The 16,154-nt window shown below is 57.6% G+C and carries 13 protein-coding genes; 4 read left to right on the forward strand and 9 right to left on the reverse strand.

From position 1 onward, the window contains the following. Complete coding sequence (locus EY713_RS04040; protein ID WP_131113679.1) at positions 1-1,815, reverse strand: pyridoxal phosphate-dependent decarboxylase family protein; 1,815 nt, start codon at positions 1,813-1,815, stop codon at positions 1-3. Positions 1,816-2,467: 652 nt separating this feature from the next. Between EY713_RS04040 and EY713_RS04045 the strand changes: the two genes are divergently transcribed. Further along, the gene (locus EY713_RS04045) at positions 2,468-2,929 is read left to right on the forward strand and encodes a hypothetical protein (protein WP_131113680.1); all 462 of its coding nucleotides are present in this window, start codon (positions 2,468-2,470) and stop codon (positions 2,927-2,929) included. Between the two features lie 13 nt (positions 2,930-2,942). Here the strand turns inward: EY713_RS04045 and EY713_RS04050 are convergent, their stop codons facing one another. Beyond that, positions 2,943-3,533: a BON domain-containing protein gene (locus EY713_RS04050; protein WP_245504353.1), complete on the reverse strand. Its 591-nt coding sequence runs from the start codon at positions 3,531-3,533 to the stop codon at positions 2,943-2,945. A gap of 895 nt (positions 3,534-4,428) precedes the next feature. Here EY713_RS04050 and EY713_RS04055 point away from each other — a divergent pair. Further along, on the forward strand, positions 4,429-5,364 hold the full coding sequence (locus EY713_RS04055; protein WP_131113681.1) for a LysR family transcriptional regulator: 936 nt from the start codon (positions 4,429-4,431) through the stop codon (positions 5,362-5,364). Positions 5,365-5,910: 546 nt separating this feature from the next. Next, positions 5,911-6,999, forward strand: coding sequence for an ATP-binding protein (locus tag EY713_RS04060; protein ID WP_131113682.1), 1,089 nt, complete (start codon positions 5,911-5,913; stop codon positions 6,997-6,999). Here EY713_RS04060 and EY713_RS04065 read toward each other — a convergent pair. The 7 genes from EY713_RS04065 to EY713_RS04090 form a co-directional block, all read right to left on the reverse strand. Next, positions 6,980-7,411 (reverse strand): AEC family transporter, encoded by a 432-nt coding sequence (locus EY713_RS04065; RefSeq protein WP_165491019.1) that lies wholly within the window; start codon positions 7,409-7,411, stop codon positions 6,980-6,982. The two genes, EY713_RS04060 and EY713_RS04065, sit on opposite strands and share 20 nt — an antisense overlap. 326 nt (positions 7,412-7,737) lie before the next feature. Continuing rightward, positions 7,738-7,893 (reverse strand): hypothetical protein, encoded by a 156-nt coding sequence (locus tag EY713_RS22675; RefSeq protein ID WP_165491020.1) that lies wholly within the window; start codon positions 7,891-7,893, stop codon positions 7,738-7,740. Positions 7,894-8,005: 112 nt separating this feature from the next. After that, the gene (groL, locus tag EY713_RS04070) at positions 8,006-9,649 is read right to left on the reverse strand and encodes a chaperonin GroEL (RefSeq protein ID WP_131113684.1); all 1,644 of its coding nucleotides are present in this window, start codon (positions 9,647-9,649) and stop codon (positions 8,006-8,008) included. 53 nt (positions 9,650-9,702) lie between these two features. Next, positions 9,703-9,990 (reverse strand): co-chaperone GroES, encoded by a 288-nt coding sequence (gene groES, locus EY713_RS04075; RefSeq protein WP_131113685.1) that lies wholly within the window; start codon positions 9,988-9,990, stop codon positions 9,703-9,705. A 217-nt stretch (positions 9,991-10,207) separates the two neighbouring features. Further along, positions 10,208-10,717 carry an ABC-type transport auxiliary lipoprotein family protein gene (locus EY713_RS04080; protein ID WP_165491021.1) on the reverse strand — a complete coding sequence of 170 codons (510 nt, stop codon included), beginning with the start codon at positions 10,715-10,717 and terminating at the stop codon, positions 10,208-10,210. Positions 10,718-10,869: 152 nt separating this feature from the next. Then, entirely contained in the window at positions 10,870-13,503 is a 2,634-nt protein-coding gene (gene clpB, locus EY713_RS04085) for an ATP-dependent chaperone ClpB (protein WP_131113687.1), read from the reverse strand. Between the two features lie 462 nt (positions 13,504-13,965). Continuing rightward, on the reverse strand, positions 13,966-14,736 hold the full coding sequence (locus EY713_RS04090; RefSeq protein WP_131113688.1) for a PRC-barrel domain-containing protein: 771 nt from the start codon (positions 14,734-14,736) through the stop codon (positions 13,966-13,968). A 396-nt stretch (positions 14,737-15,132) separates the two neighbouring features. On the opposite strand from EY713_RS04090, the gene EY713_RS04095 reads away from it, so the two are divergent. Continuing rightward, positions 15,133-16,116, forward strand: coding sequence for a zinc-dependent alcohol dehydrogenase family protein (locus EY713_RS04095; RefSeq protein WP_131113689.1), 984 nt, complete (start codon positions 15,133-15,135; stop codon positions 16,114-16,116). The last annotated feature ends 38 nt before the right edge of the window (positions 16,117-16,154 follow it).

The following is a 16,154-nucleotide window of genomic DNA, read 5'->3' on the forward strand; positions in this document are numbered from 1 at the left end:
CTACGCAGCCGCCAAGACTCTGCTTTTCATCACTTCGTCGCGCGCCGCCTTTACGCAGCGGACCACGTGCTTCATGATCTGAGGCGTCACAAAGGGGTTCATCGGGAACGATTTTAACGCGAAAACCACCTCGTCTGAGTCATGCTCGTCACGATTGTATTCGGTGGTACGGAAGCCGGTAGTGAAGCTCATCCATGGCGTGAACTGACCGTCGATCTTCTTGCCGGTGCGATACCACTCGAACAGCAGATTTCCGACCGCTTCGGTCAGATGATTGTGCTTGATCAGATCGGGGCGACCGCCCGGATTCGTCAGTTCCTTGTGATACTGCGTCTTGGCATCGACGCCCTCGGGATAAATACGATAGAGATTGATCAGCCCGGTATCTTCGGCATTGACGCATACCATATCCGGCTCTTCTGCTAGAAGGTCATAGAGATAGTATTTAGTCTCCAGAATTCCACCAAGCAACGACTGGAAACCCTCGATGCCGAAATACTTCAATGTTGCCCAGGCCGCCAAGGCACCCTGCGCGGTCCTAGAAGTTTCAAGCGTATAGTACATCGGATTGAAAGGCGTCCGTACCTGAAGGTAAGCATCCTGACCGCGCCGATGAAGGGACTCGAATTCATCGGCATCCTTATAAAGGAAGCAGCTACTGATATATGGCGTATATCCCACCTTGTGAAAATCGATGCCAATGCAATCCGCATGCTCGATCTCCCTCATCATCTCTCCGTTCTGCTTGAGAATCGGCAGAATTCTTTCGGAAAAACCAAGGGGGTTCTTCTTGACGTCGTAATCCTTGAAATAAATCCAGGACCAGCCAACGACGGCATCGGCGTAGAGGACCGTCTTGCCGAAGCCTTCGGGGTTGGGATAGCGATCAAGCAGCACCCGCACCTTGCCGATCGGGTCGAAACAGCTCGAATCGGTTGTGCCCATCGTGCAGACGACCACGGCCACAGGCGTCTTGGACGCAGTCAACTCTTTCAGAATGCGCTCAAGATCGATCACATCCATCTGATTGGTGGCGATGTCTGTCTGCACGCGAATGACGTTGTCCTCGCCAAGGCCGGACCAGTCGCTGCAATTAGACTGACAGTAGTGAGCCTGCTCCGAACAGATGACCTTTGCATCCGTTCGAACACCTTTTTTGCGTGAGTCCGGCAGAACACGGGTGAGGCCGTATTTGAGTCCGTAAAGCCAACATCCGGTGCCGCCGAAGGTAAACAAGCCGCCCGCTGTTTGCGCGTCCCATCCGATCAGGTTTGCCAGCATGCCGGCGCTTTCGAGTTCGGCACGCTGGACGTTCCACGAATATTCACCCTCGATCAGGCTTGCGGCAAAGACCTGAGCCATCATCGATGCCATGATCGCAGCAGTATTTCCCTGCGGCAGCACGTTGCACATCGTAAGGGGACTGCCCCAGTTGCCAAGACCTTGGAACATGTCCACGACCTGATCGAGCACGTCATCGATCGGCCCCATCTCCTGGGCGATCTTGACGTCCTTGACCTCCGGATAGGTCCAGGTCAGCTCCGCATTGTCACCAAGATAGGCCGGACCGCCTTTTTCGGGACGAAGCATGTCGAGTTTAGCGGTGAACTTGCCGATTTGTTCGGCCAAAGGATCCTTGCCGCCGCGATATGGCAACGGAAACCCGCTGGTCGCCTCACTACGGTACTTCGCCCACTTCGGAGCGTGAGGATGAGCCAAACCGTCATGGTCCCAGTGGCGCTCATAGTCTTTGGGTTCCGCATGGCTCGGTGCGGCCAACGGAACGCCTTTATTCAGCGGAGTAATCTTGTTCATAGATGTTCTCGCTAAGTTGCTAGAAATGCCGCGCATCCAAGCTCATGGAGGGCGATCGCATGACGACAGAAGAAATTGTGAAAGGTCCACTTATGGTGACGACGTCATCCGTGGCGGCGACTCCGCTATGGGAGGACGTGACGCTCAGCTCCCAGGCTTACTCGTCCTGCGGACATCGGGAGTTGATCGTCCTTGTGCATGAGTCCCGCGTATGCAAGACGTGGGCGATTTGGCGCCTAGACGCAATTGCGGGATGCTCCTCTAAGAAGAAGCTAAACTGTTTACAAGTATCTGAGATCCTCTTTTTAAGAAGCGCCCAGAATCAGAGACTAACCAGAGTGCCTCACCAGGGCGCGTACCAACTTTGCGGAACGACTATGCGTAAATGCGTTCACTCGGGGTTTGTTTGATCGCGCCCAGCATCGAGAGATCAACCCGAACTGATCTCAAGCATGGGAACGATTGACCCGCTTCGAGCGGTTGTCGCCGCGCCTCTCTTGCTATGCGACTGCACACCGGGAACCGACCGATATCATTGTCAGAGGCCATTGGCCGAGATCGACGAGACTGGGTTCGGCCCGCCCTTCGCTCAGAACCATAGCGACGCCAACCGGAGTGGCTGTGGAGTTGCTTCTCGTAGAGTTGGTGGATCATGGCCACCCGGTCCCCAATACTGACTGCTTCTTGCCGTCTCGCGATCCAGGTCCAGCCTGATCTCCCGGCTCGTCCAATTGATTGCCTTTACGGTGTATGGCAAGATGAGAGGCTGCTGCAATGCCACCCAATTCCTGATGTCTACGATGATGTAGCTAACCTCACAGTTTGCGTGATCGCCGACGAAGTTCTCAACACGGCCGATCTAGCCGTCGATGGCGTGAATGTGGTAGCCGGTGATCTCAGCGAGACTGCGAAGTTCTGGGTCGCCTTCTTCGCCAACGATAAGGCAGACGTCAGCGCTTCCCCGGAGGTACGGATGGCGTCGTTATCAGAACAAAAATTCAGCCTTGTCGTTCTTCGAACTCTGGTCGTTCTCTACAAGCAACTGAAATGGGTAAGTAACGGTATCGAACGCCCCTCCAGATTAGCATCTCCGAAGGGCCGGACTCAAGGCTGAAGCCGTTGAGCGATCAGACGACTAAGATGTCGTTCTCGACGCCGGTCACGCCGGGAGCGCACCAAGCGGTGTTGGCCGCGACCCATTTGTCGTCGAAGGTCGGCACCGTTCCAGTGAGCCGGATTGCGCCGCCCGCAGCAGTGACCGAGACATTGTCCTGGTAGAAGGACCATGAGCGGTGGAGAGCGCGCTTGATGTCGGCTGAGATATCCGGTGCGCTGGCGCGCGGCCTGAGCGTGATCTGGTTGGACACGCCGACAACGCCGGACAGCCGGCGAAGATCGTCGTGTGCCGCATCCTTTTGATACTTCCAGTCGACTAAGCCTGTCAGCGTAAGCCAACCCTTCTCAACCCGTACCTTGATCGCGTCCTTGGGTACGGAGGTGTCCCATACCAATCGCTCGATCGCGGCGGCCCCGATCTCCTCGTCGGTCCGCTTCACCTCAAATGGGAGCCGAACATCGAGTTCCTCCGCAACGGCCTTGACGCCCTTGACTCTGCCAGCAGCCTTCTCAGCAGCATACTTCTCGGAATAGGTGCTGACGTGCCCGCTCAGCGTCACGACGCCGCCTTTTGCGGAAACGCCAATATGGGCGGCGGTCACGCTCGGCTCCCAGGCCAGTTCGTCTTGCACGAATTTCTGAAGCTGACTGTCGTTGTTCATGGGTTTTCTCCTGTGAAGATTATTGACGCTCTCAGTGCACGGGCGCTGGTTTGGCAACTTCCCGTCAGAAGGATGTCGAGGCCGCAAAAAGGACCGCAACGACTTTCGCTGCCTTTGCTGCCGTGACTCAAGCCTATGCAAATTGATCGACCGAGGTGCGAACCGACTTAGCGGAATGACTATGCGAAAATGCCTACGCTATCGCCGGGACGTCGCCGCGGCCGAAGACGCGATGCTAGATCACCTGGGATCGACAGAGCGCGGGAGAGCGGTCGATCCGCCACTCCGCGTCACGCCGAGACGAAGGGGGGTCCGTAAGGACGTCGGCGGCACGTATTGTCCCGCGCCTGCACTGCTTCACGGCTTGACCTTGATGCCGGATGAAGTCGGATTGTACGCCATCTCCGGAGCAGTATGAATATTCCAGCTCGTTCAGACATGCGTCACGCTAAAACGTCTTACATCAGTGGTCGAACCAAGCCTGTGTCCAAGCACAAAAGCCTATATCAAGAGCCTGTCGCGCATCGTGGGTTACCTGATCGAGAACAAGTCTTTTGCAATTCCGTTCCAGCCAGAATTCCAATAAGCAATTTCGCATATCGAGTATCGAACATTCGCGGGCCGTTGCCATGGATATTTTTGTCTATAATCGCACATTGGCCAGCGTCATCGGGAACCGAAAATAGGTCAAATGACATAATATTTTCTGCAAATGAACCTATCGGTTGTCTTCTCAAAGATCCGTGCGGTCTCGACGCAACCAGAATGATCTCACGTAGCGTTTTATACCTGCGATCGCCCCGCAAATCCCAACGTCTTTAACCAGGAGCTAGCTATGCTGGATTGGGACGATCTTCGTTTCTTTCTTTCGATTGCGCGTTCGGGGAGTTTATCGAGTGCCGCGAAGCACTTGCATGTGGCGCAATCTACCGTCGGGCGCCGCCTCGCTTCGCTGGAATCCAGCCTCGGCGTCCGCCTCCTGAACCGGACGCCGGACGGCTACGTAACCACGATGGCCGGAAATGACATTCACAAGCAAGCGGAACGCGTCGAGGCGGAGGCGCTAGCTCTGGAGCGCCAAGTGGTGGGCCGTGACACCCGCATGGCTGGCCTCGTCCGTGTCACATGCGCCGAGACGATTGCCAGCAATCTCATTGCGCCATGCCTAGGAACGTTCCCAGACTTGCAACCTGACATCATGATCGACCTCATCCCCAATCCTCGGGAGCTCAGCCTCTCGATGCGCGAGGCGGATATTTCCATCCGGCTCCGGCACCCCGACCAGCACGACCTCATTGTCCGGCGGATCGGCACGCTTGCCTTCGGGCTCTATGCCAGCCCCGGCTACCTCGAAAGGCACGGCGAATGCGACTACGATGCTGGCTGCGCTGGCCACCGCCTGATCACCCAGCTCGAAGGGATTCAAGACGCGACGCAGACGGACTGGCTCGCCGAGCTCGCGCCCCGTGCGCGCGTCGCTATGCAGACCAGCAGCCACGCCGCCGCACTTGCTGCCGCTAGACAGGGCGGTGGTTTGGCTAGTCTAGTCCGCTATTGCGGGGATAACGACCCCGGACTGGTACGGCTTCGGACCCCCCCGCTGCCGTCCAAAATCCCCAGCACCGGCATCTGGCAGGTCGTGCACAAGGACAATCGCGACACACCTCGCATTCGGGCAGCTCTCAACCACATCACGAAATGGGTTCGTCAACGCAGCGACGAACTTGATCCGATGCAGGATCAACTCGAACCCGCGTCAGCGTCTGCATGACGCGAGGGTCGTTGCGCTACGCGACGGATGCGCGACGGGCCGGTGAACGTCCCGAAACTGACCGAGTCCGAACCTCAGCACCTCCACATGATCATATCGTCTTACGGCGGCTTTGCTACGACCAACATCTGGGGGCGGAGCACACGAAGAATTAGAATACTGGCTCTCACTTGATGATCTGCTCCAAGCATCCAACGTCGACGATATTAGGTTCACGGCCGATATAACCGACTGACTCCAGTTAGCAGCAACGCGAAAATGCACATGTCGTGTCGCTTGGCGCCTGATACGTTACCCGAGCACCTCAGCCGAGCTGAGTACAACGATCCCTAATCAATCGGTCAATTGTCGCACATTCATCCTCTGGTCATTGTGGGACGAATACCCAGATTCCCGATCTGCAAAACGCAAATGCTCTGAGGTCGTATCTTGATAATAGAAAGTAAAAGCGTCGAAAGGGAGCGTCGAACCAAAGACGCACAAGCGCTTCATGAAAGCGAGGAGCGTTTTCGCCAAGTCGTCGAACACGCACCTAATGTAATGGTCATGACCAATCATCTTGGAAATATCGTGCTTGTAAACTCCCAAGCCGAGGTGACCTTTGGCTATAATCGAAATGAACTGATCGGCTGCCGGATTGAAATGTTGATTCCGGAGCGGTTCCGAGCCAATCACCCGAGCTTAAGAGGCGCGTTCTTTGGACACGCGACGTCTCGCCCGATGGGGGTAGGGAGCGACCTTTTTGGGCTGACTAAGGACGGCCGCGAATTCCCGGTCGAGATCGGACTGAACCCAATCGAGACAGAGACTGGTACCATCGTGATCTCGTCGATCGTCGACATTTCGGAGCGGAAGCGGCTTGAAGCCAGACTTCGGGTTGCGGATGAGGCCGTGCACCAAGCGCGAAAGATGGAATCTCTTGGACATTTGACGGGCGGTATCGCACACGATTTCAACAATGCCCTGACGATCATCATCGGAAATCTCGATATTGTTCGGCGGAGTGGTGAGATCAAGACACAGCGGATCCAGCTCGCTCTGCAATCCGCCACGCACGGTTCCGCGAACGCCGCGAAGCTCACGAAGCAGCTTCTCGGGTTTTCACGACAACAGAAGCTCGATCCTGAGCGCCTCAGCTTGAACGTGCTAATCAAAGGGATGACCGGCATGCTGGTCCTTACGCTTGGAACCGGTATCTCGCTTGAACTTGTTCTTGCCGAGGATGTCGGAACGATCTCGACAGATGCTAGCCTCCTGGAAAACGCGTTGCTTAACATAGCGATCAATGCGCGAGACGCGATGCCCGACGGCGGTCGATTGAAGATCGTAACATCGAATAGCTACTTAGACGCGAGCGACGCGATTACGGAAGACGCGTTGCAACGACCTTTCTGCTGTCTCGTCGTTACCGATACGGGCTCCGGAATGACCAAGGAGACGCGCGAGAAGGCGTTCGAGCCCTTTTTTACGACCAAGGGTATCGGAAAGGGGACCGGCCTCGGACTGTCGCAGGTCTACGGCTTCGTCAATCAGTCCGGCGGGTGCGTTCAACTAGAAAGCGAGATCGGGCTCGGTACAACGTTTCGGCTACACTTTCCACGCCTGGACTCCGAGGTCATTCCGGCAAGCTTTTGAGACGGAGCATTTCCAACTGCAATGCGAGCGAGCGGCGGTAACCCGCGTCGCTTCGCGCCGACGCAAAGTTTGCGACCGCAAGCAGGCAGGTCATGTTGGGACCGCTCACCCAGTCGGTCAGGACGATCGCCTCGCGCGCCATCAAGGGGGCGGCGGCGAACAGCATGGCCAAACCCGCGGCGATCAGCGGATGAACCACGTTCGCGGCCATGGTCTGAATGGCTGCACTCGCACCCATACGGATCTTCTTAGCGGAGAGGATCAAGCCGATCAGGAATAAGGCAGCACCACCGGACACTGGAGCCATCAAGGCCAAGGATTTGACGGTCAGGTCCGGCAAGCCGAAGCCGCTGATCGCAAACATCATCGCCAGGACCGAAGCCACCACGATCGGCTTGCGGAAGGCGCGCAAAAGCACTCCGGCGAAATCACGCCTGCGGGTTTTTGCGACGTAGCCACGAGGATCACCAGGGTTAGGGGCGAAAGCACAATTGCTCGCAGGCGATTGAGACCTCAACCGTCACGACGTAAGCGGGACCCAGCGAGGACGTGATCAGCGGCAGGCCGGCTGCGGCATAGTTTGGCAATGAGGTCGTGCAGGCTTGGACGGCGGCCTCGCCTGGCTCCACGTGGAAGACTCGGCGGGCCAGAAAACATAGATCGCCGCTAAACCAGCAGTATGAACAGGCAAAGGATCGCGGCCAGCGGTGCCTGAGCCAAAATGGTAGATCTGATCGCCTATGCGACGGTCGCCGGCGGAACCGAAAAATCCATGACCGTCGCGTTAATTTCGGCCACTTGGCTGTTGTCTACGTCGCGAGTCCAACCCTCCAGATAGCCAAACCCAAGACCAAAGACTACTAGGATAAGAGCGCCGAAAATGATGGTCAGCATGCCTATCCTGTGTAATGTTCGATAAAGCGCGTTCGCCATCATCGAATTTACTCCAATGAGCATCGCGAAAAATTTCGGGATCGAGTCACATAGCAACTCGATCGAGACCCCGTTAGTAATCCATGCCACCCATGCCGCCACCACCACCCATAGGCATCGCGGATGCGCTGTTGGGCTTGGGCGCATCAGCGATCATGCTTTCCGTCATGATCAGCAGGCCCGCTACCGAGGCCGCGTTCTGAAGTGCGGTCCGAACGACTTTCGTGGGGTCGACGATGCCGGCCTCGATCATGTCGACATATGTCTCGGTCTGGGCATCGAAGCCGTAGGTCAGCGAATCGCTTGCGCCAATCTTTCCGACCACGATCGAGCCTTCCAAGCCAGCATTGTCGACGATCTGGCGGATCGGGGCTTCCAGCGCCTTCAGCACGATCTTAATACCGGCTTGGACGTCCGGGATGTCGCTCTTGAGCTTGCCGACCACGCGCTTCGCCTGCAGCAACGCGGTGCCACCGCCGGAAACGATGCCTTCTTCAACGGCCGCGCGGGTGGCGTTGAGGGCGTCGTCGACGCGGTCCTTCTTCTCCTTGACTTCGACTTCAGTCGAGCCGCCAACGCGGATGACCGCGACGCCACCGGCCAACTTGGCCAGACGCTCCTGCAGCTTCTCTTTGTCGTAGTCGGAGGTTGTCTCTTCAATTTGCGCCTTGATCTGCGCGATGCGGCCTGTGATTTCCTCCTTGGACCCGGCGCCGTCGATCAGCGTTGTCGTCTCCTTATCTATGCGGACGCGTTTGGCTCGGCCCAGCATGTCGACGGTCACCGATTCAAGCTTGATGCCCAGCTCCTCGGAGATCATCTGCCCCTTGGTGAGAATCGCGAGATCCTCAAGCATAGCCTTGCGGCGATCGCCGAACCCAGGCGCCTTGACGGCTGCGATCTTAAGGCCACCTCGCAGCTTGTTGACCACGAGCGTCGCGAGAGCCTCACCCTCAATGTCCTCGGCGATAATGAGCAGTGGCTTACCGGTTTGCACGACGGCCTCAAGCACCGGCAGCATGGCCTGGAGCGACGAGAGCTTCTTCTCGTGGATGAGGATGTAGGGATCCTCGAGCTCGGCAACCATCTTCTCGGCATTGGTGATGAAGTAGGGCGAGAGATAGCCACGGTCGAACTGCATGCCCTCCACGACATCGAGTTCGGTGTCGGCCGTCTTGGCTTCCTCGACCGTAATGACGCCCTCGTTGCCGACTTTCTGCATTGCCTTGGCTATCATCTGGCCGATTTCCGTGTCGCCATTGGCCGAGATCGTGCCGACCTGCGCGACTTCGTCCGACGAGTTGATCTTCTTCGAGCGTGCTTTGATGTCCTCGAGGGCTGCCGTGACGGCCATGTCGATGCCGCGCTTGATGTCCATGGGGTTCATGCCGGCCGAGACGTATTTGACCCCTTCCTGGATCATGGCCTGGGCTAGGATCGTGGCGGTCGTGGTGCCGTCGCCGGCGATGTCGTTCGTCTTCGAGGCCACCTCGCGCACCATTTGGGCGCCCATGTTCTCGAACTTGTCTTCTAGCTCGATTTCCTTGGCGACTGTAACACCATCCTTGGTGATGCGGGGTGCCCCATAAGACTTGTCAATGATGACGTTGCGACCCTTGGGGCCAAGCGTCACCTTGACCGCATTGTTGAGTATTTCGATGCCGCGTAACATGCGATCGCGAGCATCGGCGGAGAAACGGACGGTTTTGGCTGACATAAGATACTCCTGAATCTTGTAGGTTCACCGAAAAAGGGGAAGGGAACCGGCGGTCAGCCGACGACGCCCATGATGTCGCTTTCCTTCATGATGAGAAGTTCTTTGCCGTCGATCTTGACCTCCGTGCCCGACCACTTGCCGAACAGCACCTTGTCGCCCGCCTTGACGTCGAGGGGCATCAACTTACCGCTTTCGTCGCGACCGCCGGGGCCAACCGCGATGATCTCGCCCTCCTGCGGCTTCTCCTTGGCGTTATCCGGAATGATGATGCCGCCTTTGGTCTTCTCCTCGCCATCAAGGCGACGGACAACGACGCGGTCGTGAAGCGGGCGGAACATCATGATGTCGTTTCCTTGTGGTGATCGAGGCGACACTTGGAACACGTCGCGAAGTCGGTCGGTCGATCCAGGACCCGACGCATGATCCCCGTTGCGATCATATTATCCCCGGCCGAGCCTTTTTGGGTCGAGCGAGTCCGGGGACTCGCTATGCATAAACGCACGCCACCGCGCAGACGCGATTTACGCTCGGTTACAAGCCGAGTCACGGCTGTACGGATCACGGATCCGAGGAAGCTTTCGCATTCTGATCGGGCTGCAAGGCGACCCAGGTGCTGAGATCTCCGACGGCAGCTCGAAACGCGACGTTGAGGGCCTTAACGGAGGCGAGGTCGTCCGAAGCGCTGCTGGGTTCTCGACCCTCAAAGAGCCGCATCGCGAGAACGTGGCCAGACGCTGACAGCAGCTTGGCCGAGAAGGTTACGTCGGCCATGCGGTCCGGATCGGTCGAAATATCAAAGCGCCGAAGATCGAGTTGCATGGCGAAGAACACGAGCAAACCATCACAAACGCCGACGACCCCGCGACCGAGGGCCTCGATCCAGGCCAGCTGTTGCGACCTAAGCGGCGGAACCGCTTGGCGCCCGTCAGCTTGGGTGACCATATCGAGAAGCGCTCGATACCGATCCGGGATGGCTTTGACCGACACCGACAGCCCGGTTGGTCGTGGGCCGGCGATCAGCCGGTTGAGCAGGCAGGCCCCGTCGGCTGTTAGGCACGATGCCGACATGGCACCGAAGGCCCGCCTTATATAACGACGATGTCTTTTACTACGTTGGATGATCAAAAGGTGTCGCTTTGCTGACACGCGAACTGACTTCGGTGAGCAACTATGCGTATTCGCACCGCCGGGAGACAGGACCATATAAAACGTTCGTCGGCTTAGGCCGCTTTCGGTGGCAACACGTTGCTCGATATCTTCTGAGGATGGGTCAGCCCACCTCCAATCGTCAGTCCAAGCGGGCCACGTCCGACCGAAACCGTTTGTCCGTCGTGGATTTGGCCCGCGAGGATCAGTTCGGCCATCTGGTCCTGGACATTCTTTTGGATCACCCGCTTCAGAGGCCTGGCACCGTAGGCCGCGTCGTACCCTTTGTCAGCCAACCAGGCTCGCGCCTCGAGACTAAGCTTGAGGATGAGTTTGCGGTCGTCGAGCAGCTTCTGAAGGCGTGCAATCTGGATATCGACGATCGCGCCCATTTCCGAGCGTTGCAGCCTGTGAAACAGAATGATTTCGTCGATTCGGTTGAGGAACTCCGGCCGGAAGTGCAATCGAACCACGCCCATGACTTCGTCGCGCACCTTATCTGTGTCCTGGCCTTCAGGAAGATTGACCAGGAACTCGGACCCAAGATTTGATGTCATGATGATAAGGGTGTTGCGGAAGTCGACGGTCCGGCCCTGGCCATCGGTGAGCCTGCCGTCATCAAGAACCTGCAGCAGCACGTTGAACACGTCCGGATGCGCCTTTTCGACTTCGTCGAATAGAACGACCTGATAGGGCCGGCGCCTCACTGCCTCGGTCAGTGCCCCACCTTCCTCGTAGCCCACGTAACCCGGAGGCGCCCCGATCAATCGGGAGACGGAGTGCTTCTCCATGTACTCCGACATGTCGATGCGCACCATCGCGGCATCGTCATCAAAAAGAAACGCGGCGAGCGCTTTCGTCAACTCGGTCTTACCAACACCTGTGGGACCCAGGAACATGAAGGAGCCTAGGGGACGATTGGGATCCTGGAGCCCCGCGCGCGCGCGCCGGACAGCCGTCGAAACCGCCCTGACGGCTTCTTTTTGCCCGACAACACGACGGCCGATCGCCTTCTCCATCTGCAAGAGTTTTTCCTGCTCGCCCTGCATCATGCGCTCAACGGGGATACCCGTCCATCGAGAGACGACCCCAGCGATGTGACTGGGCGTCACCGCCTCTTCCATCCCGCCGTGCATCCCGTCGGCGCTGCCGGCCTCGAGTGTGGCGAGATCCCGTTCGAGGCTTGGCACAACTCCGTACGAGAGTTCGCTGGCCTTTGCCCAATCGCTCGCTCGCTGCGCATTGGCCAGTTGGGTTCGGGCCTCGTCCAGTTTCTTCTTCAGGTCGGCAGCGCGCCCCAACTTGTCCTTCTCGGCTTTCCAACGGGCCGCAATCGCGTCGGACCGCTCTTCAAGGTCCGCGAGTTCCTTCTGGAGCCGCTGGAGCCGGTCTTTTGACGCTGCGTCATGCTCTTTCTTCAAAGCTTCTGCCTCAATTTTCAACCGCATCGCCTCACGATCGACGTTGTCGAGTTCTTCCGGCTTGGAATCGACCTGCATTCGAAGACGGGAACCGGCCTCGTCGATTAGGTCGATGGCCTTGTCTGGAAGAAAGCGATCGGCGATATAACGGTTAGATAGGGTGGCGGCTGCAACCAGGGCCGCGTCCTGGATACGCACGCCGTGATGCTGTTCATATTTCTCCTTTAGACCGCGAAGTATAGAGACGGTGTCCTCGACACTTGGCTCTGCAACGTAGACCGGCTGAAACCGGCGGGCGAGAGCGGCGTCCTTCTCGACGTATTTGCGATATTCCTCGAGCGTGGTGGCGCCAACGCAATGGAGTTCTCCGCGAGCCAAAGCGGGCTTCAGGAGGTTCGAGGCGTCCATGGCACCATCCGCCTTTCCGGCGCCGACGAGCGTATGCATTTCATCGATGAACAGGACGATGCCGCCTGCCGAGGAAACGACTTCCTGCAGAACGGCCTTGAGACGCTCCTCGAATTCGCCGCGAAACTTTGCTCCTGCGATGAGAGCGCCCATATCGAGCGAGAACAACTTCTTGTCCTTCAAGCTCTCGGGCACATCTCCATTGACGATGCGAAGTGCAAGCCCCTCAACGATGGCTGTCTTTCCAACTCCAGGCTCGCCAATCAGCACAGGATTGTTCTTGGTCCGCCTTGATAAGACTTGGATGGTCCTGCGAATTTCCTCGTCACGCCCGATCACTGGATCAAGTTTTCCGTCGCGCGCCGCTTCGGTCAGGTCGCGTGCATATTTCTTGAGGGCGTCATAGGCATTCTCCGCCGTTGCGCTATCTGCCGTGCGCCCCTTGCGCAACGCTTCGATGGCCTTGTTGAGCGCGAACGCATTAACGCCGACACGGGCGAGTATCTTGCCGACTTCGCTGTCCTTCTCAATCAAAAGGGCTAGCAGTAGTCGCTCGACGGTGACGAAAACGTCGCCTGCTTTCTTTGCCGCTTTCTCAGCGGTTTCGAAGACGCGCAGCACGTCGCGGGTCGCCTGTGGCTGGGACGCGCTTCCCGAAACCTGCGGCATTTTACCGACCTCAGCATCGACTAGTCGTCGTGCTTGCTGAGCATCTCCGCCGGCGTGGTCGATCAACCCGGCGGCCATGCCCCCAGGGTCGTCAAGAAGCGCCTTGAGAACGTGCTCCGGCCTAAACTGTGGATTCCCTTTACTCAATGCGATTGCTTGCGCCGCATGAAGTATACCTTGTGCCCATTCCGTGTATTTTTCGATGTTCATCGCACAACCATTCTTTGCTAGCTTGATAAATCTAAATCATTTATTTTCATCTTATCACGATTGCATATCAATAATTTTAATATCAACTGAGATAGGTTATTTAATACGATATAGGTATCGTAATTAAAATAAAACTCGCATATTCGTAAAATAAATATGTGAATCTACAACTTAAAAATTCTAAGACGCGCAAACTGTATCGAGTATTAGTACGTAATTATGACGTGAACATTTTTCACTAATATTATAAATGGCTCGCATTGCATCAATTGATACGAGTTACACAAGCAGTTATTTCGCGATAGTGCCTATTTTGCGCGCACCCATTATTCATTTCCGGATGGCTTAATTTTCTGCCTGAGCTGCATCACGTGACGGCGATGCTTTTGCCACGCAGGCGTGTCTCCCCGAGCACTTTATTCAACGCGACGAGCATCTTTGATGTACCTAAGAGCGCTGTTCTCAGAAACCGTAGCCCCGCCAGCCGTAATAGTTGTGCAGTTCCTTTTCATAGACCTGATCGATCATGGCGATCGGATCCCAGTGCGGGCTGGACTTGACGGTCGCAAGATCGACGTCGAGCATGATCCCGCGGCGTTTCCAACTCACGGCTTTGACCGCATAGGGAGATATCAGGACGTGAGCGCCGGGCCACCAATTTTTAGTATCCACGATAATGTAGCGGACATCCCAGGTGCCATCGTCGATTAGGAAGTTTTCGGCGTGGCCGATCATCCCGTCGGTGGCATGAATGTGATAACCAGTGACTTCCGCAAAACTGCGGAGATGCGGGTCGCCGCCATCCTGGAGCGGCTCCTCGTCGAGCACATCTCCTGGCGTGCCGCCGCCAAAATAGCCGGAAACCGCCAAGGGACCGCCGAGCGCGCCCGCCCCGAAGGAACTAGGTCCCCACATCGGGTCCGGCCCGTAGTATTCATAGAGGCCGGATTCCATTCGGACCGAAACAGGTTCGTCCAGCGCGGACGGCGGGCTCGCTTCGACCTGGGCTTTCGTCAAGCCGAGGCGCAGCACCTCGTTAACATAGTCCGACGTCCGAATGGCTGATGGATGGACCAGCACCTTGCGGCCGGTCAGCCAGGAACTAACGTCGACCACGAGCCATCTCATGATCCAAGTCCGGTCGTCGAACAAGACGTCGTGGATTGTCCCGATCGCGCCTTCGTCACTAACCTCGACGGCATAACCTTTGAGCGCTGAAATCGCGATAAGCATGAGTGTATCCTTTCGAGCGACTATATCGCCCGTCCTTGATGGAACGTTTTGGAGGGCTCGCAGGGCTGGCCCGTTTTCGCGTTCGCCCTAAGCGTTTCCGCATGTCGGAAAGCGCGTTTGGTGGCCGCAACGCCTGCACGTCGAGACTATGTTGAGGCGGTGGCGCCGCGCCGCATGTCCAGGCCTTCTGCCGCGGCTCCGCTCGCGGGGCCAACAAGGGTCATCTGTTTGTGACGAACCAAGTCGAATACCATCGATATATGGGATCTCCTTCACGGGCCCGCGATCACGACCGACGATGCGCCGTGAGTGCTGGGCGGTCACCACATGATCTTCTGGTCACTCCCAGCTACCACGCATTCATCTCGCATTGAGCTCCCAAAAAAGGCAATCGCCATGCATGCGATGATACTGAAGACGTTGCGGCAGCCGCTTCAATGGTGCGAGTTGGCGGATCGTGTGCCTGGGCCGGGCCAGGTCCGTGTCAAAGTCGCAGCCTGCGGCGTTTGCCGCACGGACCTTCACGTCGTCGATGGCGAACTGGCGGACCCAAAGGTGCCGATCATCCCTGGCCATGAGATCGTCGGCCGCATTGATGCCGTCGGGCCGGGCGTGATGCATCTGCGGGTGGGCGAGCGCGTCGGCGTGCCTTGGCTCGGCCATACCTGCGGCACCTGTCCGTATTGCGTCCGCCATGAGGAGAACCTTTGCGACGATCCGCTATTCACCGGCTTTACGCGCGACGGCGGCTTTAGCACGGCTGTGGTCGCCGATGCGCGCTTCGCGTTTCCGCTTGGCGAGAAGGGCGAGGACACCGCTCTCGCCCCACTGCTCTGCGCCGGACTCATTGGATGGCGCTCGCTATCGATCGCCGGCAGGGGCAAAAAAGTCGGGCTCTACGGATTTGGCGCAGCGGCCCACATCATCGCGCAAGTCATGCGTTACCAGGGTCGCTCGACCTTTGCCTTCACCAAGCCTGGCGATGTCGCGATGCAGGCCTTCGCGCGCGACCTCGGGGCCGTCTGGTCCGGCGGATCCAACGAGATGCCGCCCGAGCCGCTCGACGCCGCCATCATCTTCGCGACGGTCGGCGACTTGATCCCGCTAGCGCTAAAGGCCGTTCGAAAAGGTGGCCGCGTCGTTTGCGCCGGCATCCATATGAGCGACGTGCCGAGTTTTCCCTATCGGCTCCTGTGGGAGGAACGGCAGCTCTTCTCCGTCGCCAACCTGACCCGGCGGGACGGGCTTGACTTCTTGGGCTTGGCGCCGAGCATGGGGATCGACGTGAAAACGACGCTTTATCCGCTCCAGCAAGCCAACCAGGCGCTTGCGGATCTTCGTGCGGGGCGTTTCAAAGGCGCTGCCGTTTTGGTCCCCTGATGTCCTGGCCGGAAGGCGATGGGTCACGCCTAGCGTCG

The organism is Lichenihabitans psoromatis (assembly GCF_004323635.1).
Classification (GTDB): Bacteria; Pseudomonadota; Alphaproteobacteria; order Rhizobiales; family Beijerinckiaceae; genus Lichenihabitans; species Lichenihabitans psoromatis.